The following is a 25,902-nucleotide window of genomic DNA, read 5'->3' as shown; positions in this document are numbered from 1 at the left end:
TGCGCCTGCGTACTCGTGCGGGGCGGGCGGATCAACTGCCCTGCGGAGCCCACCCGTCCGAGCCGGTCAGATACGCGGCGACCGTGTACGTACCCTCGTTCGCGGCCGTCAGCTGCGGGCGGTTGGTGTTGGTGCCCGTGTTGTCGGCGCCCGCGCCCGTGTTGAGGTACTCGGCGAAGCGGGCCGCCTGCCAGGTCTGGGAGCTGTTCCAGTTCTGGTAGGGCGCGCTCAACACCTGCGCGGGCAGCGAGGTGTTGCGGATGACCTGCTGGCCGCTCGCGCTCCAGGGCCGCCCGAGGCTGAGCTTCGCGCTGTTGTTGACGCCGTCCGTCACGATGCTGCTGTCGGCGATCAGGAAGCCGTACGCAGCCGCCGAGTTGGTCTGCGGCGCGGACAGGATCGGCGTGCTGGTCCGGGAGGTCAGCACCTTGATGGTGGAGTCGTCGATCACCGTCGTGCCGTGGCCGCAGATGAAGTCGACGTCGCCCTCGATGTACGAGTCGGTGAAGTACTGCCGGCTCAGCACGCTGCCCGCGTTGACCTGCTTGGTGTACAGGGTGTCCTGGTTGCCGAGCAGCCGGACGTTGTCGTAGACCTGCCGGTCGCCCTGCGCCATCAGCGCGACCGCCTGGCCGGTGAAGGCGGCCATGAGGTCGGCGTGCGCGGCCTCGTCGAAGTCGTTCGAGATGGTCAGGTTCTCGAAGCGCGTGTTGTTGCTCTGGTTGGTGAAGGTGGCGCTGCCGGTGGTGCCGTAGGTGGCGGTACCGCCCGGGATCACCGTCCCGGAGGCGTTGTCGTAGACGACCGTCGCGTCGGAGGCATCACCGCTCGTACCTACGATCTGCACATACGGCTTGTTCTTCAGCGTGACCGTCTCCCGGTAGGTACCGGGCCGGACCGCGATGACGAACGGGTTGGCCGCCGTACCGCTGGAGGTCGTGGCGGCGACGGCCGCCGAGACGGTGGTGTAGTCGCCGCTGCCGTCCACCGCGACCACCACGTCGGTGCCGACGGGCAGTTCGGAGCCGCTGACCTCGCCGGAGAGCCCGGAGACCTGTCCGGCGGCGTCCACGGCGAGGACCGCGTAGTGGTACGTCGTCCCGAAGGCGGCCGAGGTGTCGCTGTACGAGGCGGCGGTGACGCCCGTCGCCACCAGGTTGCCGGCGGTCGCGGTGACCCCGGCGGAGGTGGACCGGTAGACCCGGTAACCGGCCAGGTCGGCGTCGGCGGGCGCGGTCCAGGCGAGGTCGATCTTCCCGGCGGCGCCGGTCGCGGTGAGCCCGGTGGGCGCGGCCGGAGCCGCGTCCACGACCGGGACGGGGACGGGGACGGTCGCGGTAGCCGAACCGGAGGCGTCGGAGACGTTGCCGGAGGTGTCCGTGGTGACGACCGTGTACGTGTACGCGGTCCCCTGGACGGCCGTCGAGTCGGTGAACGCGGTTGCGGCGAGCAGGCCGTCACCGCTGATGAGCGTGGCGGCGGCGCCGTTCGCCGAGCGGAACACCTGGTACCCGGCCACGTCGCTGTCGGCCGGAGCGGTCCAGGTCAGATCGATGTCGTCGCCGTCCACCGTGGCGCTCAGCCCCGTCGCCGCAGCCGGAGCGGCGAAGTCCTCCTGGGCCAGCGTGCCGGTCGGGTCCCAGTTGTCGGCCCCCTTGAGGAAACGGGCGGCGGTGTTCTGCCTGGCCTGGATGTCCGTGAGCTGCGGGCGATTGGCGTTCGTGCCGCTGTTGTCGACGCCGGCGCCGGTGTTGTCGTACTCCGCGTAACGGGCGTTCTTCCAGGTGTAGGTGGCGTTCCAGTCCTTCCAGGCCGAGGTCGGGGCCTTCGGGATGCCGGTGTCACGAACGATCACCTGGGGCGCGGTGTCGGACGTGTACTGCGGCCAGGGGCGGCCGAGGTAGTAGCTGGTCACGCCCGACGCGAGGGTGATGTCGCTGCCGGTGATCAGGAAGCCGTGCGCCGAACTCGCCTTGGTGCTGGCGGCGGTGATCGAGCCGCCGTTCTTGCCCCGGCTGTCGGTGTAGTGGATCTCGTCGTTCTGGAAGACGGCCGTACCGGCGCCGAAGAGCCAGTCGGTGTCGCCCTCCAGGTAACTGTTGCGGATCAGCACCCGCTTGCCCGACTCGCGGATGTAGACGGTGTCCTGGTTGCCCAGCAGCCGCACGTTGTCGTATACCTGCCGGTCGCCGGTGGTGCGCAGGGCGACGGCCTGGTTGTTGTTGTTCGCCGCGACCTCGGTGTAGCCGTTGGCGATGGTGAGGTTCTTGACCGTGAGGTCGTCGGAGTTGGCGAAGAAGGTCGCCGAGGTCTCCGTCGTCCAGGTGCTGTCGGTGTCGGTCACACCGTGCGACTCGGTGAGGACGGTGTCGGAGGCGTCGCCGGTCCCGCCGACGACGACGAGATGCGTCTTGCCGACGGGGACGGTGACCGCACCCGTGTACGTACCCGGCTTGACGAGAATGGTGACGTCGGTGGTCGCCCCGGCGGGCGCGGCGTTGAGCGCGGCCTGGAGGGTGGCGTACCCGCCCTTCCCCACGACGAGATCGGCGGCGAAGTAAAGCGTCTTGGCGCTGCCCGTAGCCCCGGTCGCGGACTCGTTGCCCGAGCCGTCGACGGCCGTGACGGCGTAGTGGTACGTCGTCCCGTCCGCGAGTCCGGTCGTATCGGTGTACGAGGTCCCGGTCACGCCGGAGGCGATCAGGTCGGCGCCGGTCAGGGCCACGTCCGGGCTGGTGGAGCGGTAGACCCGGTACGAGGCCGTGTCGCCGGAGGCGGAGGCGCTCCAGCTCAGGTCCGCCTCCAGGTCCCCGCCGGTGACGCCGAGGCCGGTGGGCGCGTCGGGGGCGGTGGTGTCGGGCGCGGCAAGCGCGGTGCCGGAGGCGACGGACGCGGCCGAGACGTTCCCGGCGGCGTCGACGGCGTACACCTTGTAGTAGGTGGTCGCACCGGCGACGGCGGCGATGTCGGAGTACGAATGCGACGGCGAGGCTACGGTGGCGAGCTTGCCGTAAGTCCCCCCGGCACTGGTGGCCGACCAGACCTCGTACGCGGTCGTGTCGTCGGAGTTGGCGGCCCAGGACAGCTCGACGGCGCCGATGACGCCGGTCGCGGTGACCGTGCCGGGGGTCGCGGGCGCGGTGGTGTCGGGGCGGGTGCCGGAGACCCAGGCGCTGCGAGCACTCTCGTTGCCGACCGTGTCGAGGGCGGAGACGGCGTAGTAATACGTCGTCTTCTCGGCGGCGGAGGTGTCCGTAAAGCTGATGGCCGCGGTCTCCGTGAGCCTGGCCGAGCCGGTGCCGGTGGCCGAGGTCGCCCGGTACACGCGGTACTTGACGGTGTCGGTGGTCGGCTTGGTCCAGGCGGTCTTGTTGCCGTCGCCGCTGGAGGTGACGGTGACGTTGTTGGGCGCGGCGGCGGGCGCGGTGACGTCTTTCGACGTCACATTGACAACGCCCGATCCCCCGGAGACGTTCCCGGACTTGTCGACGGCGACGAGCCGGTAGTAGTAACGCGCCCCGGTGGCGGCGGGCTTGTCGCTGTACGAGGTGGCGGTGACGGCCTTGCTGCCGCTGATGAGGTTGGCGGGGGTGAGCGGAACGTTCGAACTGGTGGACCGGTAGACCCGGTACCCGACCAGATCGGCCTCGGGCCCCTTGCTCCAGGTGAGCTTGGCGACCGGGTAGGCATACGTGGCCTTCACGCCGACCGGGGCATTGGGCTTGACCTTGTCCGTGGCGGCCGGGGTCACCTTGACGGAGACGTTGGCGGCGCCCCGGCCGGCGAAGTAGTCGACGCGGAGGGTGTGACGCCCCTTGGAGAAGGTGTGGGCGACGGACTTGGTCTGGGTCCGAGTGACGTCCTTCCACCCATCAAGGATCTTCTTGCCGTCGACGTAGATCCGTACGCCGTCCTGGCTGGCGGCGGTCAGAGTGAACGGCCCGCCGCCACCGAAGTCCCGTACCTGGGTCCAGCGGACGGAGAAGTTGTCGTTGGCGAGCCCGGAGACGGCGGGACGCCCGCTCCCCCAGTTCTCACTGATGCCGCTGTCACAAACGGTCTTCTTGGCCGCGCCGGACAGCTTGGCGTTGGCGAAGAACTGCTCGGTCCACGAACCGGCGGCACAGGAGACGGCCGCCTGCGCGCTGACGGCCGGAAACACGACGAGTCCACCGACGGTGACCGCGGTGGCGAGAGAGACGGCGATGGCCTGAACCCGCTTACGGGACACGGCGACGGCGCGGTCTGGCAACTGCATGGAGGGCCCTCGACCCTTTCTGGGTTACCCGGTCGCGGCGCGTCCCATGGGGGAGGCCGGGCGCGCGACCTGGGAGAACGTGAGTGGGCGGGAACGCGTGTACGTACTGGGCTGACGCGTTCGACCGCTTCGGTGATCTTCACACCCTCACGCACCAAAGTTCACATCTCAACCATCAGGTGTTATAGAAGCGATACACATCCAGTACTGGTACTTGAGCGGCCAGTTCGGCGGATGTCACATTCTGAGGCCGGTACCGACACCGGTACCGACACCGGTTTCGACACCGGTACCGAATTCGGTTTCGACCAGCCGAATACGTCGAATCATTCGAATCCTTGATGACGCATTCGAGTGGTCTGTACGCCTCGAACGCCTGCCGAGCGGCGAAGTCGCCGGAACGCACTCGTAACGTCGGCGGAAATGACGGCCCAGCCCCCACCCTCCCCACCGCGTTCTCAAATACCGGCCGAATTCCCAGAATTGCAGCCCCGATCGACATCGAGCCAAGCAGGGAGCACCAGATGACATCGACCGCCACCCCGAGGTTCTCCGTCTTCACCCCGAGCCATCAGGCCCGTTTTCTCGATGACTGCCTGGCGACCCTCCAGGCCCAGACCTGTACGGACTGGGAGTGGATCGTCCTGCTCAACAACGGCACTCGGTGGCGACCGGAGCGCCCCGACGACAGGGTCCGGGTGGTGATCGCGGACGACGTCGTCGGCGTCGGAGCGGCCAAGCACAGGGCCTGCGAGCTGGCGCGCGGCGAGATCCTCGTGGAACTCGACCACGACGACCTGCTGGCCAAGGCCTGCCTGGCCGAGCTGGGCAAGGCGTTCGACGCCCACCCCGAGGTCGTCTTCGTCTACAGCAACACCGCGCAGATCACCGAGGACGGCAAACGGGACGACAGCCGCTTCAACGAGGCACACGGCTGGCACTACGAGGACGTACGCGTCGACGGCCGCAAACTGCTCCAGGTCCGGTCCATGGCTCCGACCCCGCACAACGTCGCCTACATCTGGTACGCGCCCAACCACGTGCGGGCGTTCCGCAAGGAGGCGTACGTGAAGGCGGGCGGGTACGACCCCACCCGTACGGTCCTGGACGACCAGGACCTGATGTGCCGCCTCTTCCACGTCGGCGACTTCCACCACATCCCCCGCTGCCTGTACCTCCAGCGGATGCACCCCGCGAACACACAACGCGACCCGGAGATCAACGCGCACATCCAGCAGGAGACGGTCGCCCTGTACGACAAGTACATCGAGGCCAACGCCCTCGCCTGGACCTACCGGAGGGGACTGGTCGCACTGGACCTCGGCGCCGCGCATCGAAAGCCACCCGGTTACCTGGGCGTGGACCAGTACCCGGGCGAAGGCGTCGACATCGTCGCGACCCTGCCCGGCAGACTGGACCTGCCCGACGACTCCGTAGGTCTGCTGCGGGCCGTGGACTTCCTGGAGCACGTGCCCGCGAAGGTGCCCCTGATCAACGAGCTGTACCGGCTGCTGGCACCCGGCGGCATGCTCCTCAGCACGACCCCCAGCTCCGACGGCCGCGGCGCCTACCAGGACCCGACCCACGTCGCGTACTACAACGAGAACTCCTTCTGGTACTACACGGACGACCAGTACCGCGCCTTCGTGCCCGAGATCGAGGCCAGGTTCCAGAGTTCTCGACTGACGACCTGTTTCCCGTCCGAGTGGCACTCCGAGAAGAACATCTCGTACGTGGTCGCCAACCTCATCGCGATGAAGGACGGCGCGGAACGGTGTGGGGGGCCGTTGCTGGTCTAGGGCCCGAGTGTGCGAATGCGGACGGTGCCCGCGAGACCGAAGCCTCAGGGGCACCTTCCACGCATCCCTGCCGAGCGGTCGACCGGAACGCCGACGCCGCCCGCTCGCTGAGGAGTTACGGAGTCACGTCGGCGCAGACCACGTAGGCGGTGATGTTGAGCGGGTTGTTGGCGGTAGTGGTGGCCTGCCACCCGGTGGGAGGCGTCGTGGTGGTACCACCGATCGGGTAGGTCTCGATGAGGTTGCCGCTCTCGGCCAGGGCCCCGCCACCGGTGGCGACGTCACCGGCGTTGCACTGGACGGTCACGCTTCTCTGGCCGGTGTTCGTGTTGACGTACGAGCTACCGATGGTGCCCTGGGCGCCTTGCGCGCCTTGCGCGCCTTGGGTGCCCTGGGTTCCCTGGGTGCCCTGGGTGCCCTGGGTGCCCTGGGTGCCCTGGGTGCCCTGGGTGCCCTGAGCTCCCTGCGCGCCCTGAGCACCCTGCGCGCCCTGAGCACCCTGCGCTCCTCCCGAAGCACCCTGGGCTCCCTGGACTCCTTGCGTTCCCTGGGTTCCCTGGGTTCCCTGCGAGCCCTGAGCGCCCTGGGCCCCTTGGGCCCCTTGGGCGCCCTGCGCGCCCTGCGGTCCCTGGGGACCCGGCCTGCCGGGCCTACCCGGCTTACCTGGCTTGCCCTGCTTGCCCTCGGGGCCCTGCGGGCCACGGGGGCCGTGGGGGCGGCGATCCTTCCGACCGTCGGCGGACTGCGCGGCGGCGGCGTCTGGATACACCGTCGCCTGCCCCATGGTGCCGGCCCTGCGGACCGCGTCGGCGATGGCCGCCGAGCGCAGGTCGTTCGGATGCAGCTGGGTCACAGCGCTGCTGGTACCAGGCCTTTGCATCGCGTCGGCGACAGCCGCGGTGCTCGGCACCACACTGAGCGCCACGGCAACCGCCCCGACCGACACCATGGTGGCGGACTTAAGACGCGAGACTCGGATCGTTCTACGGTTCACGAGAACCTTCCCAATGGTTGGGAGGGATCAGGAAACAAGCGCGCTCTCAGCACGCTTCGTTCCGCTGTCACCTCACCTCGGCCACAGACGGCGCCATTGTTCGTTCTTTATAAAGAATTACTAATAACCGACTCGTACCACGCCCGAGGATCACCCGAGCGGCGCCAAGACAAGACCCCGAAAGGACGTCCGACTACCGGGAAAGGGCCGCTTCCGGGCCCACCGACGGCACTGACACACTCGTGCCCCATGATCGATGATTTCGCGAAAGAGTACTTGCACAGCGATCTCCAAGAGATACGCGAGGCGATGCTCTGGAAGCTCGACGGACTCGGCGAGTACGACATCCGCCGCCCCCTGACCGCGACGGGCACCAACCTTCTCGGCCTGGTCAAGCACCTGTCGATCTGGGAGTCCAGGTACTTCGGCGAGGTCTTCGCTCGACCGTTCCCCGAACCGCTGCCCAGATGGGACGACGCCGAGGAACACGACGCCGACATGTGGGCGACCGAGCACGAGACACGCGAGGAGATCGTCGACCGCTACCGTCGCGCCTGGGAGCACTCGGACGCGACGATCACCGCCCTCGCCATCGACTCTCCCGGCCACGTGCCCTGGTGGCCAAGTCCCGACGTGAAGCTGTTCAACATCCTGGTCCACATGCTCACCGAGACCAGCCGGCACACCGGACACGCCGACATCCTGCGCGAGCAACTCGACCGATCCACAGGCACAACAGCCAAGTACGCGAGCCCACGGCACGACGCGGCCTTCTGGGAAGCCCGATGCGCGAAGATCGAGCAAGCCGCCAAAGCAGCCGCCGCCAACCCGGTGTCACCGCCCGCCTGACCAAGCATCCGGCCGAGGTGCCAGCACCGCCGAGACCACCGCATCGGCGGACACCAAGACATCGGCCAGGAACCGAAGGCGCCCGAGCCCGAGCCGCCGTAGAGCCGGCCCGTGGTCGACGACGACAACGAGCGTGACCGCGAACAACAGGAGCCGCCACAGAGCCATCACCGGGCGACGCACCGGGCGCGGCAGTTCCGCCAGGGAGACATGCAACCGCTCGCAGTGGAAGGGGACGTGCCGCTCCTCGTCGGACAGGATCCGAGCAGCCACTTCCGAAGTGAGCGGATCAGCGACACCGTCACGCAGGGCCCGGTAGTACCGCAGCGCCACCACTTCCGCGATCATCAGCACCAACAACTCCAGGCGCAGCCCCATGAGCCGCCGCAACCGCACGAAGACGGTGTCACTCCAGTGCCCGGCCAACGTCGGCACACCACCAGCGCCCAGCAACAGCGCGAGCAGACGGGCATGGTTCTGCTCCTCGGCGACGAACAGCCGAACCACCTGCGCGTAGTCGGCATCACCGGCCTGGTCCGCCTTGCCGACGAGGTTCGCCCCGTCCCCGTCCTCACCGACCTGGAACCGCTGAACACTGGCCCACACGGCCGGATGCAGCACCGCCCCGCGCCCCCAGTCCGGATCCCCCCGACCCCGCCGCAGCTCCCGCTCCTCCTCGAACCGCCGCGTCCACTTCGCGAATCCACCCGCACCCACCCGGCCACCCCTCTCCGGAACACGGCCACCGCGCCCTGGAGAGGAACGACGCCCGCCGGACACCGAACCGTTCCACCGCAAAACACCAGAGGCCCCGTGGATTCCTCCACGGGGCCTCTGGTCTGCTGTGCACTCGGCAGGATTCGAACCTGCAACCTTCTGATCCGTAGGATCGGGCAGCTCATTGGGAGACTGGTCCACCTCCTCCCGGAGTGATCGCCGGCGGTCGTGATCACCGGCCTCTGTGTGCCGTCGTTGCCGTCAAAGCTGCCGTCAACTCCGATCGGTAACGCCGCTGCGACAAGTTTCAGTCTGCCCGCCCCAACTCCACCAAGACGGGCGCGCTCCCCAACAGCAGTCGCAGGTAGCAAACCACATAGATCCGTCAACCACTAAGCGAGATGTACACGCGCGTCCGAGCCTTCACACATCTGCTAATTTACAACGATCTCCATGCATTTAGGGACCGCGCGGCGCGGGTGCGCGGACGTGAAGAAACAAGAGAGACATCGCCTTTAGGCAGAGTGCGGGTAGCGTAACCTCTTCAGGTAGCCGCACAGCAATTACATCACGCTTCACTGTGCACACCTAGAGGCTTCTCGACGCCTCACGCAAACCACTTTTCTTTTTCTGCCACACGCAGAACCGGCTTGCGACGTGTAGCCATTCGACGCAACTCGGATTCGATATACTCGACGATCATGTCTGGCATATTATCAACTTGACTCAGGAACACTTCCAAGTGCGAACGAAGGGTCCGCCTATCGAGGGATGTTTGAAGGGAGATCCCCAATGGGGTAAAGACGCCCGCTCGATAGAGCTTTTTATTCGCCGCAATAATCTGCCTTTCACTCAAGAACCCCTGAGCCCATCTGCTCCACCCATAACGCAACGCAGTAGCCAAGAATTCCGAGTTTAGTTCCAAACCCGATGCTCTCTTTGAGAGGATGCGATCCTTCTGCGGTCCCGCCTCTAGTCGATTGAAAAAAATTGCAAACATAGGGGAGTTCAACGGCGCTTGACGCACCCAGGAGCTCGGAAATTTGACATCCCCAGAATGCCCCACCGAAATCTGCTCCTTGTTCGCGGCCAATTCCACAAGGCGAGAAATCGACTCTTCAGAGAGCCCCGCAAGAAGTGTCTCGATATCCTCAAAAAGCGCCGTCAGGACATCCCCGCTCGCGCAGCCAAACGCCGTTGCCATCCACAGTTCTTTTTGTTCTGCTGTATGAGCAGCGCTAAGTTGCTCAGTCCACCAAGCAGCTTGCCCTCTGCGCCGCCGCGCATGTCTAACACGATCACAGAACGGATGGTCATCTGAGAACAGGTCTTCAGCCCTAGCGCCCTTTTCCTGCGGCGCCCTTACCGCCCCAGAGAGCAGACCGATCAGAGTCCCGGCCCAAGTTTCACCAAAAGCATCTTTGAGGGCAATCAAGAATTCCCGCCAAATGCCATAGTTCTCATGGATTTCTACCGTCGGATTTACTACCGGAATCGCGATCTCACGCAGAATCCGCATCGTTTCCGATTGAGACTTGGGCTCTTCAGCAGAAAGCTCTCCAGCAAATACCCCCGAATACCTATGAACGGCACTGTAATACCACAATGGAAGCCTCGTGACAGCAAGGGAGTTAGTGATTCCCCCATTCAGAGATGACGAATATAGGGTGAATTGACTTGCCCCATTCAGGCTTGTCAAGGCAAGCGGTCCATGCAGCGAATGAGGGATCAGGTCCCCCGCGAAGTCGACATCCACCATCGCCAGCAGAACGCGCAAGTCGCGTTCGTTCCTAAACAGGTCAATGTCCATGTCTGCGTGAAACAGGTTGGCCCAACGCGCAATACGGATCAGATCAACTCGACGCTCCGGAGATGAAGTTCGGTAGCATTCTTGCCAATCATGACGAATCGTATCCTTATCGTTTTTTGGCTGCCTTCCCATGACATACGCCAGTGCTCGAGACTCCTCCAAATAAGGGCCCTTAAGCAATGCATCAAGACGACTTTGGACGAAATATGTTGAACCGGTCTCGCTCGAAAGCGAAAGATTACCGTGATGACTGTCAGGCGTGGCACGCCCTCGAACGCTATCCGCTACGAAGAAGGATCTGACACCGTAGGTGTCATAAAGCTTATCGATTACCTTTTCGGTTGCAGGCTTCGACTGCGAGAATACCCAGTCCTGAAGTAGTGCCAACGCAAGGTTGCGCGGATATTTATCTCCCTTCATGTCGGGAAGATCACACAAACTGCAGACTCGCTCAGCAAGGTCCAGTAGCTCGCCCTTCGTGAAGCAACCAGCAAAGAAGCGAGTGACATTCATCCAATACGGGTTCCTTGCAATCCCATCGAAGCGATCCGGCTTTGTTCCGTGTCCCATCCTGGTGGCAGAAACATAGGGTGCAGTGTCGTAGAGGTGGCGTGCAGCGAAGTACTCCCGAAGTGGTTGCACTTCAAACTCATAGGTTCCCTCGACACGTGAAACCAAGGCTACGACTCGCTCCACCATGCCAGTGAGTAGATCTTCAAGTACCGAAACAGACTCTTGCTGCTTTACAAGGTAATCTTTCAGGACCTGCTTTAGCTCTTCGACACCGATGCGCCCCGTCGTTCTATCACTCTCGGCCCTAGCATGCATGTAAAAAGCAAGATGTTGATGCATTCCGATTAGCAGCATGCGATTTTCTCTTACTACTTTACTCTTCTCCACCTCTCTATTGAAAAAGGAGTCAACGTAGGCATCATAAAGTTCGGTCCGCTTATCAGGCAGACTAGATCCGCGGTGGTAGATTAGGCTGAGCAGAATGGAGAGCTGCATAGTATTTTTCGCAAGCTCCGCCATGTGGGGCGCAGACATCTTTTGCGTCAAGATTTGACTAATCTCAGCGGCATCAGACTTCCTAATATTCCTAGCTCGACTCCATTTTTGAGCATATTCCAGCCCAAGCTTGCGCGGAATTGCGGCCAACGTCAGATAGGCGAATTTATTCGGTGGGAAAGAAGGGGCGCCAGATACGGCCGTCGGCCGACTTGTGACCAATACCTTCAGAGTCTTAGCCCCCTGTGAAAGGCGCGCTACAGCCGCTACCACCTCATCCACTACAGCACGCCTGTCTTCCAGATCAGCTACCTCGTCCAGAGCATCAAGGATAATCAGTACTGGTCGCGATTGAGCCATAAAGGCCATGTCAGCAACGTTGAAAGTGAAACCTCCGGAGTAACGTTCAATGTGACCAGAGATCGCTCCCTCAAGTGTTCGCGGGAGGTCATGCCGGTCGTGAGGGTTACCTGACCAAGGGTCTTCTCCCTTAATCCAGGAAGCCAAGTCGCGAAGCTCGATCTTGAAAGGTAGCATCACAGGGCTTGCAGCATGAGAATCATGAATTCGCGCGACATCGCTGGAGCGGTCCAAGATACGCAAGCGCTGAATTTGCGCGAGATACTGTGAGAGCGTGGATTTTCCTTGGCCGGGTGCGCCCTCAAGAACTACGAGAGGACAGCTTCCCAAAAACTGCTCATTCAACAATAGATCAGCTGCTCCGACTGAGCTGCCAACATCTCTGATCGCGGTCCTAATAAGGCGCGGGGAAGGCTTCGTGTCATCTGTCGAGCGCTGTAGCAGGTATTCGAGTCTGCGCCTAGCCTCTCGTACGCGCATGCTGCTAGGCACGTCTTGAGAGTATAGTGCTTTCAGATAGCTATTGAGTACGGGCGAGTCAATTGCACCGTACTGATCATGAGGAATTGCCGGAACATCAATGAACAGCTCCAAGAGAGAGCTCGGTAGCAGTTCAGCTTGCTTGAACCTAATTGTGGCGTCTTGCTCTGCCTGGTGCGCGAAGTACGCACTCAGGGCCATCTTCCTCCTTTGTGCATCTTCATTTGATCCCGCGTTTTCCCACAATAGGCGTAGCATGTCAGGACCAGACATGACTGACGGGTAGGAAAGCTTGACGTCGTAGTTTCCATCTAGCCTCCGGTCTAGGTCATCCCGCCACCAGCAGGAAGCCTCCATGGGGATATGTTCGGCCATGTACTCGTTAACCTTATCGATCGCCCCACTTCCTAGGTTGGCAGTGGGGAAGGCATTCGTAATCAGAATGTAGCGCGTTGCCCCCAATTCCTTGAGTCGATGGATTTTTTCCAATTCACCATCAAGCGTACCCGTAATCCATTTGGCAACATTCTTGATGGAATCAGGCTTGTGTGTAAATTTTACCTGGAATACTGTTTCCAGTTTTCCAGTGGAATTTGAGGTAGCGTCTCGGCCGCCGTCAGCCATGCCGACAGGAAAGCATTGCACGCTATCGTATTCTTTGAGCAAAAGAGCTTGGCAAAGCTTCTGGAATCGCTGGTCGAGGAGAGTTTCGTAGTTGTAATCCATGACGACTCCTAGCGATCCGGCGGCTAGCGTTACAGAGAGGGAGGAAAGCCTACCGTCGCCGAGGTGCCCACACCGCCCACTTGGCCGATCCACTAGGCAAGTTGAACGTGCGTCCTCCTCCAGGCCGGTCTGAGATCCTGGAGTCCGATCGAGAGGGGCCGAAGGTATGGAGTGGAAGACCCATGGTGAGCGACAGGTCTACACCAACAAGTGGGTGAATCTGTGTCTGGTCGACGTCCAGCAGCCTGACGGGCGCAGGTGGGAGTACCACGTCGTTCGCCTCCGGCATCTGGCCGTGGCCGCCGTGGTCAACGACCGCCAGGAGGTGCTGATGATGTGGCGGCACCGCTTCATCACGGACTCGTGGGCCTGGGAGTTGCCCATGGGCCTGGTCGAGGAGGGTGAGTCCCCAGAAGAGGCAGCGGCCCGCGAGGTCCTGGAGGAGACGGGCTGGCGCCCCGGTCCCATCAAGCCCCTGATCTATGCCGAGCCGGCCAACGGGATCACCGACTCACAACACCACGTCTTCCGCGCGGACGGCGCCACTTACGACGGTCCGCCCACCGAGAAGAACGAGTCCGACCGCATCGAGTGGATCCCCCTGAGCGAGGTGCGCGGGATGATCGACCGCCGCGAGATCGTCAGCAGCGGATCCCTCGTCGGCCTCCTGTACGTGCTCATGGACGAAGCGATCCGCTGACCGGTGGGAGGAGTTCCCGTAGCCGTGCCTCGAAGGCCAGGGCTACGGGCTCCCGCCTGTGCGGGGCCAACTGCTCGTAGAACTCCCGGAGATGGCCCGACACCCGCTCGGAGGACACCGCCGAGGCGGGCTCCAGAGCTTGCGTGGCCGTGTGGCACGCCTGCGCGAGTTTCCCTTGGTCCAGTTGCGTACGAGCCAGCCAGAACGCGTGAAACGCCCGGCCGCGTTGGTTGGTGCTGTTCTCCCGCCGCAGAGCATCTGCGATCAAGGGCTCGGCAGTGGCTGCCTCGCCAAGTCGGCCGTGGGCAATGCCGGTGTCCACTATGAGCTTCAGCTCGTCGAAGTAGGTCACCCACGACGGGTCCGGGTCGTTTGCCTGGATCTGCTCGAAGTGGCGGTGGGCTTCCCCGATCGCCCGGTGAGTGGAGTCCCGGTCGCCGAGGGTGGCATGGGCGAAGGCTTCGCGCATGGACAGCATCGACATGACGCGCGGCGTGGTGCCGAGAGCTGGGCGGGCCTGGTCCTGAGCGGCGGTGACGAGTGCCAGAGAGTCCCCCGGCTTGTCCTGATACGTGGCCTGCAAGCTCATGCAGGCCAGGACGTTGGCCATGAACTGGCGGTCGTTGATTTCCTTGGCCAGTTGCAGGGCCTCGGTGAAGTACGCGCGGGCTTGGTTGTATTGGCGGGCGTCGAAGTAGGTCCAGCCGGTGAGGCGTGCCAGCTCGGCCGCGATTCCGTACAGGCCGTTCTGGATGGACGGCGGTCGGCTCTCTTTCAACAGGCCCACCACATGCCGGAGTTGACCGACGATGGCCGGCCTCAGAGCCTCGCCGCCGTGCTGGTCGTCCCGTCGCCAGTAGTCCTCGATGGAGGATCGGAACGCTTCAAGTGTGGCTGTGCTGAGGTTCGTTCGCGTGGCCAGAGCCAGGATGCTGTCCACATCCGGCCCCGGCAGAGACGCGGGGGCCGACTGTGCTGGCTCCGGCGCCTGCGGGGCCTCGCGCTCAGTGACCACGAGAGCCTGGGGCGTCTCCCAGGGACGGCGGGCAAGCCCGAGCATGTGCCCTGGGATCCGCAAACCGTCCGCGATGCGTTCAACGACGTCCATATGCAGCAACTGGCGGCGCCCGGCAATCACTTCACCGACTCGGCTGGGTGTCAGCTCGCATCGCCTGGCGATCATCGACGGATAGATCCCCGCCCGTACCTTCACCAGCCGGAAGACTCTTCCGAAGTCCCGTACCCGGCACGCGTTGATCATCTCGGGATCGGTGAGCAGCCTGGCAGGCAGTTCCTGCGGCTGGTCGGTGTCGGGCATCGGGCAAGCTCCCACACTGCGAGGGCTACGCAACGTCGCGGATTCTCTACTTCCCGCGATGTTACCCAAGTTGGGTAATCAGCCTGACCTTTTGGCGGGGGTACCCGGTTCGCGATGCTCGTGTGCATGGCGAGCAATCAGCAGACCAGACCAGGCATCGGTGAACTGGCCAAGGACAGCGTCAAGGACCGTATCGGTGTCGTCATGGGCGAGTGCGGCGGCCGTGTGCAGATGCGGCCGATCCGTGGCGGCCTGGAGTGGGATGCCATTCCGGACGACGTGGTGGCGCTCAGCGCGCGGGAGGAACTGAGCGCACGTCTGACCATCAAGAACGGCAACAGTCTGGGCGGGTTGTGATGCGCGCCATCGGCCGATACGCGGGAGTCCCTTTCATCATCTGCATCAGCGGTTCGTGCGGCCTGCTGATCGGCGCGGCCCTCGGTATCCGCCAGTAGATCGGCCGCCCCGGACGGGTGCCAGTTCACGGCTCCCCCGTCCCCGTTCGGGGCCGACCTCCAAACCTGCCCCCTGATCGTCTGGAAGAGCCCAGCTCGGCGATCAGGGCGGCATGCCCGTGCCACCCACCACCTCACACCGGGAGATTGCACATGACGGCAACGGCGAACGATCAGCGGACCGGTCGCGCGGTGGCTGGTGAGGAATTGTTCGAGAGCCTCGCCCACTTCGTGGTCATCCACAACGGGCAGTCGGCCGAGCGCGCGGAGCGGATCGCGGACCAGGCGGTCGCGTTCCTGGTCACGGCGGCCACCGCCACTGTTGCCATGGTCCCGTCCGATGACGTGGACCTCGGCCTCCACGCGCTCATCCTGCACACGAAGGAGTACGCGGCGCTGTGCGATCGGTACGCGGGCCGCTTCCTGCACCACAACCCGAAGCCGGGTGGAGGCGCCCGCGACCCGGAGATGGTCGCCGCCTCGGCAAGCGCCATCAAGGCGGCCGGGTTCATGGTCTTCGACGACCTATGGACCGTGAACGGCGTGAATCTCGCGCAGTGCGATTCGGACTGCGGCCGACCGTACGGTCAGGCGTAGCACACGACAAACAGCGACGCGGCCGGCCCGAACTCGTGGTCGGCCGCGCTCGCCTGGAAGGAGAAGAGACGTTGGCCGGCTCAACCCCTGAACTGCCGATCGTGGTGCTCGACGCACTCATGCCCACGACTCAGCGCATGGTCATCAATCGTCGGGGCTCCACGGTCTGGGAGGTGGAAAGCCGCCGGGGCCACTACGCCGTGAAGATCGGCTATCCGATCGAAGCCACGGCCGACTGGCCTGCCCAGCCCTGGACCGCACTCGCGCCCGCACGCGAAGGTGCCGTTCTGCTTCGCCTCGGCGTCGAGGGGATCGCGTACGGCGAATGGGAGCACGGCACGTGGAACTTCCAGCCGTGGCACGAGGGGCCGGACCTGTACCGGCTGTGGGAGCGCTGCCGGAAGGGAGACTCTTCCATCGCGCCGGACACCAGCGAGGCGTTGGAATGCGTCGTAGCGCTGGCCGAACTCCACGCCAAGGGCTGGGCACACGGTGACGTGCAACCCGCCCACTTCATCATCGGGCCCGAACGAACACACCTCATCGACCTCGCCCTTGCCCACGGCGGCCATGTCCCCGAGGGGCACGACTTCCCGTTCCACGGCTGCCTCGTCCACTACGAAGCACCGGAGATCGCGCGCAGCGTGCTCGACACCGGGGAAGCGGAGCCGACACAGGCGGCCGACGTCTACGCGCTCGGGGCCTCGCTGCTCATCTCCGCCACGGGCTGGCGGGCGGTCGAGTACCCGGACGATGCTCCCCGCCCCGTACAGCGAGAGGCGGTGGCCACCGGCCGACGTCGGCCGGTGAAAGTACCCGGTGAACTGGGCGAATTGGTCGACGCGATGCTCAGTCATGCGCCGGGGGACCGGCCCACCATCTCCGAGGTGGTCAAAGCCCTGACCTGATCCCGAAACCCCCGCCCGTCTCGCATCAGCAGGTCGCGGACGCCAACAACGAAAGACCGGACCACCCCTCAGCCTGGACAGCATTCCGGGTGGTCCGGTCGTGGAAGCCCTGATCAGGACCCCGGTGCCGATGGTACCGGGGCGGTCGGCGTGCCCGGATTCGGGTGCGGCGACAACCCCCATCAGCTGTTGTTGAGTTAGAGAGGAAGGCGGTTGAAGACGGTCATTGGAAGCGAAGTTCTGACCTGCACCACCGAAAGTCAGCCAAGACGGCGAATGCGTCGAACAAGCACCCGTCACGTATGCCTCCAGCAACCCCGTACCGGCATCAGCCACGCTTCCCGGTTTCGAAACGACGGCCACCCGGACGTCGGGGTCGTGCACGCTCGGGCTCGGCCTGCTCCTGGTCGTGGTCCTGGTGCTCGGGCTGGGCAAGTTGCTTCCTGGCCTGGCTGTCTGCCTTGGCGTTGCTGCGCGCTGAGTGGCCGGGGGCCGCCGCAGCGGTGGCGGAGACAGGGAGCGGCGGCGGCCCCCCGGCTGCCAGCGCGCGCGGACCGCCGTAGGCGGTCCGCCTTGATCCAGTAAAGAAACTCTGAACAGCACCGATGGGCAGCGGTCGATCAACCTGGGAGAGGCACGGATGCCGTGGGCATGCCCCGACGGTTCGAGCAAGTGCGGCACGGAACGACGGCACGGCGGCAAGCGGGGAGCGATGACCGAGCACATACCGGACAACGAAATGGGGTCGACCAGCATTCAGGTCGGGGACACGGATCAAGTAGTCGCGCTGATCGAGGAGATGCGGGCCATGGTCGTCCGCCTCAGTAGGGAGACCAGGGAGTTGCGAGAGGAAGTAGCCCAGCTCAGGACTACGGCTTCGGCTTCGGCTGCTGAGCTGCCTTCAGCTCCTCGACCTCGCGCCGCAGTTCCTGATGATCAGCGCTGAGAGCACGGATCTCGTCACGTAGTGCGGTGAGTACTTCGGCAAGGGTGGTCCCGGCGACTGCGGCAGCTTCGGTGTCGTCGGGCCCGCTCTCCCCTTGCTCGGCCTCACCGTGCTTCTCGTCCCTGTTCGCCAAGTACCAAACCGGAGCGGTGTAGTTCGCCGAGGGCTCCCCGCCGGCATTGTGGTCTGCGACGAAGCTGCCCCGACCATGGATCGTGTAGATCAGGCCCTCGTCCCGCAGCACGTTGAGCGCGGACCTCGCGGTCATGTTGGCCACGCCGAAGCGTTCCTGTAGCTCGCGGATGGACGGCATCTGCTCGCCCGGCTTGATCCGCCCCTGCAAGATGTCGCGCCGAATCTCGTCGGCAGCGTGCTGATACGGCGGCCGACGGTCCTGCTTGCTCTCTGGCGCGGGGCTCATGGCCCAAGAGTAGCGATTCTTAGCACCCCTAGCACACCCCACTGACATAGGTGGCCTATGTCAGTTGACAGCTAGCTCACCTGATTCACTTGACTCTGCTAGGTCTGCTATGTTCAATGGAGAGCACGCCCCACCACCCCGGTGGAGCGCAATCGAGAGGAACCAACTCCCATGGCACGCATTCGTGTTGGCCTGCTCCCCACCTCTTCGTTCATGGTCGGCACCCTGCCGGTGCCGAAGTACGCGGACCAGGAGAAGACGCAGTTCGCCACCGACCGTGAGACCGGCGCGAAGCTCTACACGATCACCCTCTTCTTCATGGAGGAGGACCGTGCCGAGGCTCTGAAGATCACCGTTCCGGAAACCGGTCTGCCCAACGGGCTCCGGCCCGGTGTCCCGGTCATGCCGGTGGAGCTGTTCGCCACTCCGTGGGCGCGCATCTTCAACGGCTCGCTCTCGGACGGCATCGCCTACCGCGCGGGCCGACTGGACCTGGTGGCCCCGGCCGCCGAGGCGGCGTGAGCGGCCCCGCCTTCCGGTCCGGCGCTGGGCACAGCTACCCACTGCCCCACGCCGAGCCGGGCGCCCAGTTCACCGAGTCGCTCGTGACCTCGGTGGCGGCCGTGCTCGTCGCCTACGGCTACCCCCGCCTCGACACATCGGCGGATCGGGCGGCCCTCGAATCGGCCCTCGCGGCCTTCCTCTACAACCCGTTGGAGAGTCACAGGTGAAGGATCCGAACACACCAGCGCAAGGGATCTTCGGTCACGTCCCGGTCGTCGTCGCCCTGGCGCTCGCGATGCTCGCCGGATGGGCAGCCTGGTGGATAGTCCGCTACGTTCGCGCCGATGCCATGACCCGCCAGTCCATACGGCAGGCCATACGCGTGCGGTGGGGCTGGAAGCGGCTCGCACCGATGCTCAAGCTGTCGGCCACGGACAAAACCCCGACCGCGCTAGCGTCACTGGCGAACACGAACGGCAAGCCCGTCAAACCGCGCGTCCTCATTCCCGCCCTGAAGGTGAAGCACGACGCGTACGGAGTGATCGCGCGGGCACAGTGCCTGCCTGGCGTCGGGCTTGCGCAATTCCAGAAGGCGGCCCCGCACCTCGCGGACGCCTGGCGCTGCACACGGGTGGCGGTCACCCAGGACACGCCTGGGCAGGTCCTCATCCGTGGTGTGCGACTGGATCCGCTGAAGTTCCCCACAGAGCACCACCCCACGGGTGAGCCGCCGGAGGAAACAGCCCAGTGGGATCTGGGCCTCGACGAGTACGCGCAACCCGTGTCCGTGAACCTCACGCAGGTGCCCGGCGTGACCGTGGCTGGCCTCCCCGGCTTCGGCAAGACCAGCCTGATCAACCGGCTGCTCGCCGACTGGTCTCCCTCGCCCGCAGTGCAGTTCGCCTGCGCGGACGGCAAGGTGTCGGCTGCGTACGAAGGTGACTACGCGGACTGGGTGCAGCGGATGTTCGCCTTCGTGGGCGATGACCTGGAAGAGGCCAACAAGCTGTTCCGGCAACTCGTGGAGCTGCGCCGCGCCCGGTCGGCATCGGTGCGCCAGGTACTCGGGGTGAAGTCCATGTGGGACATCGGTCCTTCCGAGAGCTGGCCCCTGGTCGTGCTGATCGTCGACGAAGCGCACACCTACTTCCGCGACCACAAGGGAAGCGACCAGGAGACGAAGAAGCTGGCCGTGCTCGCCGCCGAGAACGCCCGGCTCGTGGAGGACCTGGTGAAGAAGGGCCGGTCCGTGGGACTGCTCGTCATCCTCACCACTCAGAAGTCCACGGGCGACGCGATACCCACCTTCATCCGCGACGTGTGCCCCGTGGGCCTGAGCTTCGCCCAGAAGACCGCTGAAGCCGCCGTGGCCGCTCTCGGTGACGAGATCCGGGAATGGCCGGACGCCAACCCCATCAACCTCCAGGACCCCACCTACGTCGGTGTCGCGTCGATGAACCACCAGTCGCAACCCGGCTTCACCCGCATTCGTACGCCCTACGTACCCGACGCGGAAGCGGCTCGCATCGCCGAAGAGACGGCGAACCTCACCATCGACCCGTCGACCCTGCTGGCAGCCTCTATCGGCCCTCGCACGACGGACGTGGATCTCACGAAGCTCGACGCCTGAGCAGGTCGTCGCCCCACCGCCTCGCACGTTCCCGACACCTCAGGAGAGGGGGTGAAAACTCATGACAGAAGACCGGATCACCCAGCGCACGATCACCGCCGTCATGATCGTCATTGCCGCGCTGGCGTTCGTCTTCTCCTTCGGCAACGTCTGGTCCCTCGCACTCCGCCTCGGCGTCCCCGGCCCGATCGCACCGCTCATCGCCCCAATGGTGGACCTGTCCGTGGTCGGCCTCCTGGTCGCACTTCGCTACCTCTCCCTGCGCGGCCTTCCGGCCGAACAGATGACGGCCGCGACCCGCCTTATGCACTTCTCCGGACTACTGACCCTCGCCCTCAACGTCGCCGAACCGATCGTCACCGGACACTACGGCCGCGCCGCCGTCGACGCGGTGGCCCCGCTACTCCTCCTCGGCTGGGGCTCCGTCGGCCCGCAACTCCTCCGCGCCTTCCACACCGTTGCGCGCCCCGCCGTACCGGCCTTCCTGCCGAACAAGACCGAGTCGAAGCCTGAGACGGCTTCTGACACATCCCGCCCTGCGCCCGCGACGCCTCCCACCGTTCCGGCCCCGACCCCCGCCGCTCCTCACGTGGCCCCGGCTCCTGCCTCGCCTGCGGTCAAGGTTCCTGAGCCGCTGCTGACCGAAGCACGCTCCATCGCCACGTCCCACCACACCGAGCACGGCGAACCGATCACGGCGGCCCAGCTCAAGGCGCGACTCGGGATCGGCCTGCCCATGGCCACCGCGCTGCACGCCGCTCTGTAGCGCCGCCCCTTCCGTCGGCCGCTCCGCCACTTCCCACCACCGCCCGCCCCTGGGCCCGCCTTGCCATGCCTGCGGGCAGCAGCCCGAGCGCACTGAATCGCTGCTGCCCGCAGAGCCCACCCTCGTGCCAGAAGGGACACCCCGCCACCCATGCGCCGCCCCCTCGACCTGCGCCACGTCATCAGCCCCGGCCTGCGGGACCTGGTCGAACTGGCCAACACCGACAACTTCGACCGAGTCACCGAACAGGTCCGCGACCTGCGCGGCTGCACCAGCCCGGTCAACCTGCACGGCTGGACCATCACCACCGACCAGACCACCAACCAAGTGGTCCGCTCCTACCGCTCCGAGGACGAACCTTCCGGCCGCCTCCTCACCACCTGCGGCAACCGCCGTGCCTCCCGCTGCCCCGCCTGCTCCCGCCTCTACGCCGCCGACACCTACCACCTGATCAAGGCCGGACTGTCCGGCGGCAAGAACGTCGCCGAAACCGTCCGCGACCACCCCCGCGCCTTCGTCACCCTCACCGCCCCTTCCTTCGGCCCCGTCCACAACCGCCCCACGACCGACGCGGGCAAGCCCCGCCCCTGCTCATGCGGCGAAACCCACGCCCAAGACGCTCCCGAACTCGGCACCCCACTGCGCCCGGCACACTACGACTACAGCGGCGCCGTGCTGTGGAACGCCCACGCCGGGGCCCTGTGGGCACGCTTCACCACCTACCTGCGCCGTGCCCTCGCCGAGCACCTCGGCATGACACAGAAGGCACTCAACGCGGCCCTCCGTATCTCCTTCGCCAAAGTCGCCGAGTACCAACAGCGGGGCCTGGTCCACTTCCACGCCGTCGTCCGCTTCGACGGTCCGGACGGCCACACCACCGCACCCCCGGCCTGGGCCACCTTCGACGCCCTCCAAGTCGCCGTCGGCCTGGCCATCGAACGTGCCCGGCTCATCGTCGAGTCGGACGCGGTCGGCGAACGCGTCATCCGGTGGGGCGACCGCTTCAAGGTGGATCAGATCTCGGCCTTGGGGGACGGCGAACTCACGGACGCCAAGGTCGCCGGATACGTCGCCAAGTACGCCACCAAAAATGCCGAAGGCGCGGGCACCGTGGACCGCACCCTCGTATGCCGCCCCTGCGCCGGACGCGGCTACGTACGCGGCCCCGACGGCTTCCGCGACCTGTGCGAGGACTGCGACGGCACCGGCCAAGCCGAACCCCTCACCAACCTCGCCGTCCAGCAGCACGCCCGGCAGATGATCCGCACCGCCTGGGCGCTCGGCCACCTCCCGGAGTTCGCCCACCTCAAGCTCTGGAAGTGGGCGCACATGCTCGGCTTCCGCGGCCACTTCTCCAGCAAATCCCGCGCCTACTCGACCACCCTCGGCGCGCTCCGCGACGTACGCCGCGCCTGGCGCACCGCTCAGGCCGAAGCCGCCCGCGTCCGGGCCAGCCTTCCGGTCGACGACGAGAACACCACCCTCGTCACCGCCTCCTCGTGGACCTATCTCAGCAGCGGCTACCGCCCCGGCGAAGAACTCCTCGCCGCCCAGGTCCGCCACGACAGAGTCCACACCGAACGCCTGAAGCAAGAAGGGCTGCTGCCTGCATGACGACGGCCGTACTCACCGTGGACCAGGTCGCCGAACGTCTCGGCATCAGCCGCTGGAAGGTCCACGACCTGATCCGCTCCCGCGAACTCGCCTCCTTCAAGATCGGCCGCTGCCGACGCATCAGCGAAGCCGCCGTGGACGCCTACGTATCCCACCGCACCGAACAGGAAGCCGCCTGATGGCCAAGCCGAAGAAAAACGCCAACAACGAGGGCACCATCTACCAGCGCAAGGACGGTCGTTGGGAAGGCAGTGCCTACGTGCTGACGACGGACGGCACGTACAAGCGGCGCAGCGTCTACGGCAAGACCTGGGACGAAGCCCACGAGAAGCTGACCAAGCTCAAGGCCGACTCCCTGAGCGGTCTCCCGGTGGCCACCAGCAAGATGACGCTGAGCGAGTACCTGGCGTACTGGCTGGCGAACGTCGCCAAGGGCAAGGTCCGCCGGACGACATACGTCAACTACGAGTCCCTCGTCCGGAACTACGTCACCTCGGAGTTCGGCAAGAAGAAGCTGACCCGGCTGACCGCCCGAGATATCCGCGCCTTCCTCACCAAGACGGCGGCCACCTGCCAGTGCTGCGCCCAGGGCAAGGACAAGAACCGCCCGGAGCACAAGCGGCGCTGCTGCGCCCTCGGCAAGTGCTGCAAGAAGCTCCCGTCAGATCGAACCGTCCGCTTCCTGCTCGTGATCCTGCGCGCCGCTATCCAGCACGCCGTACGTGAGGACGAACTACCGCGCAACGTGGCCCGGAACGTGGAGCTGAGCATGGGAACGAAGCGCGAGATCGAACCGCTCACGGCCAAGGAAGGGCGTCAGCTCCTGATGGCGGCCCGTGACAACCGGCTGTGGGCCGCGTACGAGCTGGCGGTCCGCATCGGCCTGCGGCGCGGTGAGCTGCTGGGCCTGCGCTGGTCAGACCTGGATCTCTACGAAGGAGTGCTCACCGTCCGGCAGGCGCTCCAACGGGTCGGCGGCGAACTGCTGATCGTCGCGCCGAAGACTCAGCGCTCGGCCCGCCGCGTGGCCTTGCCTGCTGAGTGTGTGACGGCGCTTCGCGCTCAGCGTGCCCAGCAGATCGCCGACAAGAAGGCAGCGGGGGACAACTGGAAGGAGACTGGCCACGATCTCGTCTTCACCACGAAGAACGGGACACCGATCGAGCCGCGCAACATGAACCGCTCCTTCGAAGCACTGAGCGTCCGCGCCGGCCTCCGCAAGGTCCGGCTGCACGACCTGCGCCACACTTGCGCGTCGCTCCTCCACGAACAGGGCGCCGACGCCCGCATGATCATGGAAGTGCTCGGCCACAGCTCGATCCGCGTGACCATGGACATCTACACGTTCGTACGGCTCGACTCACAGCGCTCGGCCTTCGATCGCGTCGGGGACGCGCTGAGATAGCAAGAACACCCGCTCTGCCTGTCGGGGCCCGCGCCAAGCAACATTGGCGCGGGCCTTTACGCCCTACCGGCAGCCTCCGGGCGGGCATGGGTTGTAGCAACCACCAGGCGGGCATCCACCCTTATCACCGGGGTAGTAGTCTTCCTCGCCGCTACCGCTGCCACCGTTGCTGCTGTCGTCTTCAGACGATCCGTCGTCGAGGTCGACGTAGTCCGGATCGTTCGTGGGGTCCTTGTAGAGCCCCTTCGCCGACGGACACGCCTCACCGTTCTCCACTGCATGCAGAGTGACATCTGGTTCATACGGCAGAGCAGTCCCAGCCTTGACACTCTGGAAGCACACTCTCCAGTTCGCGTAGTCACCAGTTTCGTTGTTCGTGTCGTAGGCCGCCTCGTCCTCGTAGGCGGCCTTGAGGGCAACCTCACCGACGGCATCTTCCAGCTTCACCACTGCCTTGGCGTACGTGGTGTCCTTCATGTTCGGCATCTTGGGCCAGGGAATGCGTTGACCATCCTTCTTTGGGCACGGTGCCTCGTCTGGCACGGCAGCAAAAACGACATCGCTCAACGTCGCCTTCTCGAAGCACACCGTCCAGTCCCCTCGCGGAGCTTCGTCCCGGTCGCTGGCGTCGTGGATCCCAACGCTCAGCCCGGCCTGCAGGGCCCGCTCCACGGCGATATCGATGCTCTTCCCGACCTGGCTCCCAGCCGGGCTCGGATCGGCCGTGACAGTGACCACCGCATTCGGCGTCGACGACACGTCCTCGCAGTCGTCACCACAAGATCCGAGTAGCAACAGGAGCAGCACCACAGCCAAGACGGTTACACCGCCGAACCATCCCTTTTCACCTCTATTCATTGCCAATACAGTGATGCCCCCCTGGCTCACATGGACGCCCCCGGAGACGCGCCGGGAGCGCAGGATTGCTGTCCATCTGATGGCATCCCTGCCAGAAGGACAGCGTGAGCACGTCATCTTCAGCAGCGGCCAGCGCGTGACGATCCGCGCGTATCGGGTTGTATCGGATGAGAGAGGTAACGTCAACAGATGGGACGAAAGGCGCCGACCTGAATGCACGCCCCATCGCCGGGCGATCCACGGTTGCCGTCAAGCACTGCCGTCAACACAAAAATCAGAGGCCCCGTGGATTCCTCCACGGGGCCTCTGGTCTGCTGTGCACTCGGCAGGATTCGAACCTGCAACCTTCTGATCCGTAGTCAGATGCTCTATCCGTTAAGCTACGAGTGCTTGTGTCTTCTGTTGTGTTTGCTCTTCCTGGCGGGTTTTTCAACCCGGTCGGCGTTGCGGGAACAACATTACATGACTGTCGGCGTGAGGTGAAATCCGTTTGCCGCACCCTGCCTGACCTGCGAAAACGACCCGAAGGCGCCCTGGAAACGGTCCGGGAACCGCCGAAGCCCCGGTCAGTCGTGACCAGGGCTTCGGGATCAGGTGCGGAGGCGGAGGGATTTGAACCCTCGATGGGATGTAAGTCCCAAACCGCATTAGCAGTGCGGCGCCATAGACCGGACTAGGCGACGCCTCCAGCACAACCTCCCGCGCGAGCGCGAGTGGTGCGTGCAGATGATGACACAGACGAGCGCGGTGTCACCAATCGCCTCCCACGGTACTAGGCA

20 protein-coding genes and 2 tRNA genes are annotated in these 25,902 nt (G+C 65.0%); 13 read left to right on the top strand and 9 right to left on the bottom strand.

Going from position 1 to position 25,902, the window contains the following annotated elements; genetic code table 11:
- Window positions 1–31: 31 nt before the first annotated feature.
- Complete coding sequence (locus CW359_RS14530; protein ID WP_105970344.1) at window positions 32–4,258, bottom strand: pectinesterase family protein; 4,227 nt, start codon at window positions 4,256–4,258, stop codon at window positions 32–34.
- Window positions 4,259–4,782: 524 nt separating this feature from the next.
- On the opposite strand from CW359_RS14530, the gene CW359_RS14525 reads away from it, so the two are divergent.
- The gene (locus tag CW359_RS14525) at window positions 4,783–6,057 is read left to right on the top strand and encodes a glycosyltransferase (RefSeq protein ID WP_105970343.1); all 1,275 of its coding nucleotides are present in this window, start codon (window positions 4,783–4,785) and stop codon (window positions 6,055–6,057) included.
- A 115-nt stretch (window positions 6,058–6,172) separates the two neighbouring features.
- On the opposite strand, the gene CW359_RS46410 is transcribed toward CW359_RS14525, so the two are convergent.
- Window positions 6,173–6,910, bottom strand: a complete 738-nt coding sequence (locus CW359_RS46410; RefSeq protein ID WP_232838392.1) for a hypothetical protein — start codon at window positions 6,908–6,910, stop codon at window positions 6,173–6,175.
- A 390-nt stretch (window positions 6,911–7,300) separates the two neighbouring features.
- Here CW359_RS46410 and CW359_RS14515 point away from each other — a divergent pair, with 390 nt between their 5' ends.
- The gene (locus CW359_RS14515) at window positions 7,301–7,900 is read left to right on the top strand and encodes a DinB family protein (RefSeq protein WP_105970341.1); all 600 of its coding nucleotides are present in this window, start codon (window positions 7,301–7,303) and stop codon (window positions 7,898–7,900) included.
- Here the strand turns inward: CW359_RS14515 and CW359_RS14510 are convergent.
- A complete protein-coding gene (locus tag CW359_RS14510) occupies window positions 7,886–8,617 on the bottom strand; it encodes a ferritin-like domain-containing protein (RefSeq protein WP_105970340.1) in 732 nt (243 codons plus the stop codon). The genes CW359_RS14515 and CW359_RS14510 overlap by 15 nt on opposite strands.
- Before the next feature lie 607 nt (window positions 8,618–9,224).
- A complete protein-coding gene (locus CW359_RS14505) occupies window positions 9,225–13,001 on the bottom strand; it encodes an NACHT domain-containing protein (protein ID WP_105970458.1) in 3,777 nt (1,258 codons plus the stop codon).
- Between the two features lie 166 nt (window positions 13,002–13,167).
- Here CW359_RS14505 and CW359_RS14500 point away from each other — a divergent pair, with 166 nt between their 5' ends.
- Window positions 13,168–13,701 (top strand): NUDIX hydrolase, encoded by a 534-nt coding sequence (locus CW359_RS14500; protein ID WP_105970339.1) that lies wholly within the window; start codon window positions 13,168–13,170, stop codon window positions 13,699–13,701.
- On the opposite strand, the gene CW359_RS14495 is transcribed toward CW359_RS14500, so the two are convergent.
- Window positions 13,679–15,019 carry a helix-turn-helix domain-containing protein gene (locus CW359_RS14495; protein ID WP_105970338.1) on the bottom strand — a complete coding sequence of 447 codons (1,341 nt, stop codon included), beginning with the start codon at window positions 15,017–15,019 and terminating at the stop codon, window positions 13,679–13,681. The genes CW359_RS14500 and CW359_RS14495 overlap by 23 nt on opposite strands.
- A 114-nt stretch (window positions 15,020–15,133) precedes the next feature.
- Here CW359_RS14495 and CW359_RS14490 point away from each other — a divergent pair, with 114 nt between their 5' ends.
- The 3 genes from CW359_RS14490 to CW359_RS14480 all read left to right on the top strand — a co-directional run bounded on the left by CW359_RS14490 (window position 15,134) and on the right by CW359_RS14480 (window position 16,979).
- Window positions 15,134–15,376, top strand: a complete 243-nt coding sequence (locus tag CW359_RS14490) for a hypothetical protein (RefSeq protein ID WP_105970337.1) — start codon at window positions 15,134–15,136, stop codon at window positions 15,374–15,376.
- A 251-nt stretch (window positions 15,377–15,627) separates the two neighbouring features.
- A complete protein-coding gene (locus tag CW359_RS14485; RefSeq protein ID WP_105970336.1) occupies window positions 15,628–16,071 on the top strand; it encodes a glycine-rich domain-containing protein in 444 nt (147 codons plus the stop codon).
- Window positions 16,072–16,142: 71 nt separating this feature from the next.
- Window positions 16,143–16,979: a serine/threonine-protein kinase gene (locus CW359_RS14480; protein ID WP_105970335.1), complete on the top strand. Its 837-nt coding sequence runs from the start codon at window positions 16,143–16,145 to the stop codon at window positions 16,977–16,979.
- Window positions 16,980–17,848: 869 nt separating this feature from the next.
- Here CW359_RS14480 and CW359_RS14475 read toward each other — a convergent pair.
- Window positions 17,849–18,346, bottom strand: a complete 498-nt coding sequence (locus CW359_RS14475; protein ID WP_105970334.1) for a GntR family transcriptional regulator — start codon at window positions 18,344–18,346, stop codon at window positions 17,849–17,851.
- Window positions 18,347–18,517: 171 nt separating this feature from the next.
- On the opposite strand from CW359_RS14475, the gene CW359_RS14470 reads away from it, so the two are divergent.
- The 7 genes from CW359_RS14470 (at window position 18,518) to CW359_RS14440 (ending at window position 24,265) form a co-directional block, all read left to right on the top strand.
- Window positions 18,518–18,868, top strand: a complete 351-nt coding sequence (locus CW359_RS14470) for an SCO3933 family regulatory protein (protein WP_006381100.1) — start codon at window positions 18,518–18,520, stop codon at window positions 18,866–18,868.
- Entirely contained in the window at window positions 18,865–19,077 is a 213-nt protein-coding gene (locus CW359_RS14465) for a hypothetical protein (protein ID WP_105970333.1), read from the top strand. The genes CW359_RS14470 and CW359_RS14465 overlap by 4 nt, the downstream gene beginning before the upstream one ends.
- Complete coding sequence (locus tag CW359_RS14460) at window positions 19,074–20,480, top strand: FtsK/SpoIIIE domain-containing protein (RefSeq protein WP_105970332.1); 1,407 nt, start codon at window positions 19,074–19,076, stop codon at window positions 20,478–20,480. Before CW359_RS14465 ends, CW359_RS14460 begins: the two co-directional genes overlap by 4 nt.
- Before the next feature lie 61 nt (window positions 20,481–20,541).
- The gene (locus CW359_RS14455) at window positions 20,542–21,246 is read left to right on the top strand and encodes a DUF2637 domain-containing protein (protein WP_105970331.1); all 705 of its coding nucleotides are present in this window, start codon (window positions 20,542–20,544) and stop codon (window positions 21,244–21,246) included.
- Window positions 21,247–21,396: 150 nt separating this feature from the next.
- Window positions 21,397–22,860, top strand: a complete 1,464-nt coding sequence (locus CW359_RS14450) for a replication initiator (RefSeq protein WP_105970330.1) — start codon at window positions 21,397–21,399, stop codon at window positions 22,858–22,860.
- Window positions 22,857–23,039, top strand: coding sequence for a helix-turn-helix domain-containing protein (locus CW359_RS14445; protein ID WP_105970329.1), 183 nt, complete (start codon window positions 22,857–22,859; stop codon window positions 23,037–23,039). The genes CW359_RS14450 and CW359_RS14445 overlap by 4 nt, the downstream gene beginning before the upstream one ends.
- Window positions 23,039–24,265 carry a site-specific integrase gene (locus tag CW359_RS14440; RefSeq protein WP_105970328.1) on the top strand — a complete coding sequence of 409 codons (1,227 nt, stop codon included), beginning with the start codon at window positions 23,039–23,041 and terminating at the stop codon, window positions 24,263–24,265. Before CW359_RS14445 ends, CW359_RS14440 begins: the two co-directional genes overlap by 1 nt.
- A gap of 63 nt (window positions 24,266–24,328) precedes the next feature.
- Here the strand turns inward: CW359_RS14440 and CW359_RS14435 are convergent, their stop codons facing one another.
- The 3 genes from CW359_RS14435 to CW359_RS14425 all read right to left on the bottom strand — a co-directional run bounded on the left by CW359_RS14435 (window position 24,329) and on the right by CW359_RS14425 (window position 25,811).
- A complete protein-coding gene (locus tag CW359_RS14435; RefSeq protein ID WP_105970327.1) occupies window positions 24,329–25,075 on the bottom strand; it encodes a hypothetical protein in 747 nt (248 codons plus the stop codon).
- A 365-nt stretch (window positions 25,076–25,440) separates the two neighbouring features.
- A tRNA-Arg gene (locus tag CW359_RS14430) sits at window positions 25,441–25,513 on the bottom strand.
- 207 nt (window positions 25,514–25,720) lie between these two features.
- Window positions 25,721–25,811, bottom strand: a tRNA-Ser gene (locus tag CW359_RS14425).
- Window positions 25,812–25,902: the final 91 nt, after the last annotated feature.

The sequence above is a fragment of the Streptomyces geranii genome (genome assembly GCF_002954775.1).
Taxonomy (GTDB): Bacteria; Actinomycetota; Actinomycetes; order Streptomycetales; family Streptomycetaceae; genus Streptomyces; species Streptomyces geranii.
The sequence above is the reverse complement of the archived record's forward strand: the minus strand, read 5'-3'. Positions and strand labels throughout refer to the sequence as shown.

Coding starts and splice junctions, on each gene's coding strand:
- CW359_RS14530 (WP_105970344.1), bottom strand. CDS start 4,258: ATGCAGTTGCCAGACCGCGCCGTCGCCGTGTCCCGTAAGCGGGTTCAG.
- CW359_RS14525 (WP_105970343.1), top strand. CDS start 4,783: ATGACATCGACCGCCACCCCGAGGTTCTCCGTCTTCACCCCGAGCCAT.
- CW359_RS14515 (WP_105970341.1), top strand. CDS start 7,301: ATGATCGATGATTTCGCGAAAGAGTACTTGCACAGCGATCTCCAAGAG.
- CW359_RS14505 (WP_105970458.1), bottom strand. CDS start 13,001: ATGGATTACAACTACGAAACTCTCCTCGACCAGCGATTCCAGAAGCTT.
- CW359_RS14500 (WP_105970339.1), top strand. CDS start 13,168: ATGGAGTGGAAGACCCATGGTGAGCGACAGGTCTACACCAACAAGTGG.
- CW359_RS14495 (WP_105970338.1), bottom strand. CDS start 15,019: ATGCCCGACACCGACCAGCCGCAGGAACTGCCTGCCAGGCTGCTCACC.
- CW359_RS14490 (WP_105970337.1), top strand. CDS start 15,134: ATGCTCGTGTGCATGGCGAGCAATCAGCAGACCAGACCAGGCATCGGT.
- CW359_RS14485 (WP_105970336.1), top strand. CDS start 15,628: ATGACGGCAACGGCGAACGATCAGCGGACCGGTCGCGCGGTGGCTGGT.
- CW359_RS14475 (WP_105970334.1), bottom strand. CDS start 18,346: ATGAGCCCCGCGCCAGAGAGCAAGCAGGACCGTCGGCCGCCGTATCAG.
- CW359_RS14470 (WP_006381100.1), top strand. CDS start 18,518: ATGGCACGCATTCGTGTTGGCCTGCTCCCCACCTCTTCGTTCATGGTC.
- CW359_RS14455 (WP_105970331.1), top strand. CDS start 20,542: ATGACAGAAGACCGGATCACCCAGCGCACGATCACCGCCGTCATGATC.
- CW359_RS14450 (WP_105970330.1), top strand. CDS start 21,397: ATGCGCCGCCCCCTCGACCTGCGCCACGTCATCAGCCCCGGCCTGCGG.
- CW359_RS14445 (WP_105970329.1), top strand. CDS start 22,857: ATGACGACGGCCGTACTCACCGTGGACCAGGTCGCCGAACGTCTCGGC.
- CW359_RS14440 (WP_105970328.1), top strand. CDS start 23,039: ATGGCCAAGCCGAAGAAAAACGCCAACAACGAGGGCACCATCTACCAG.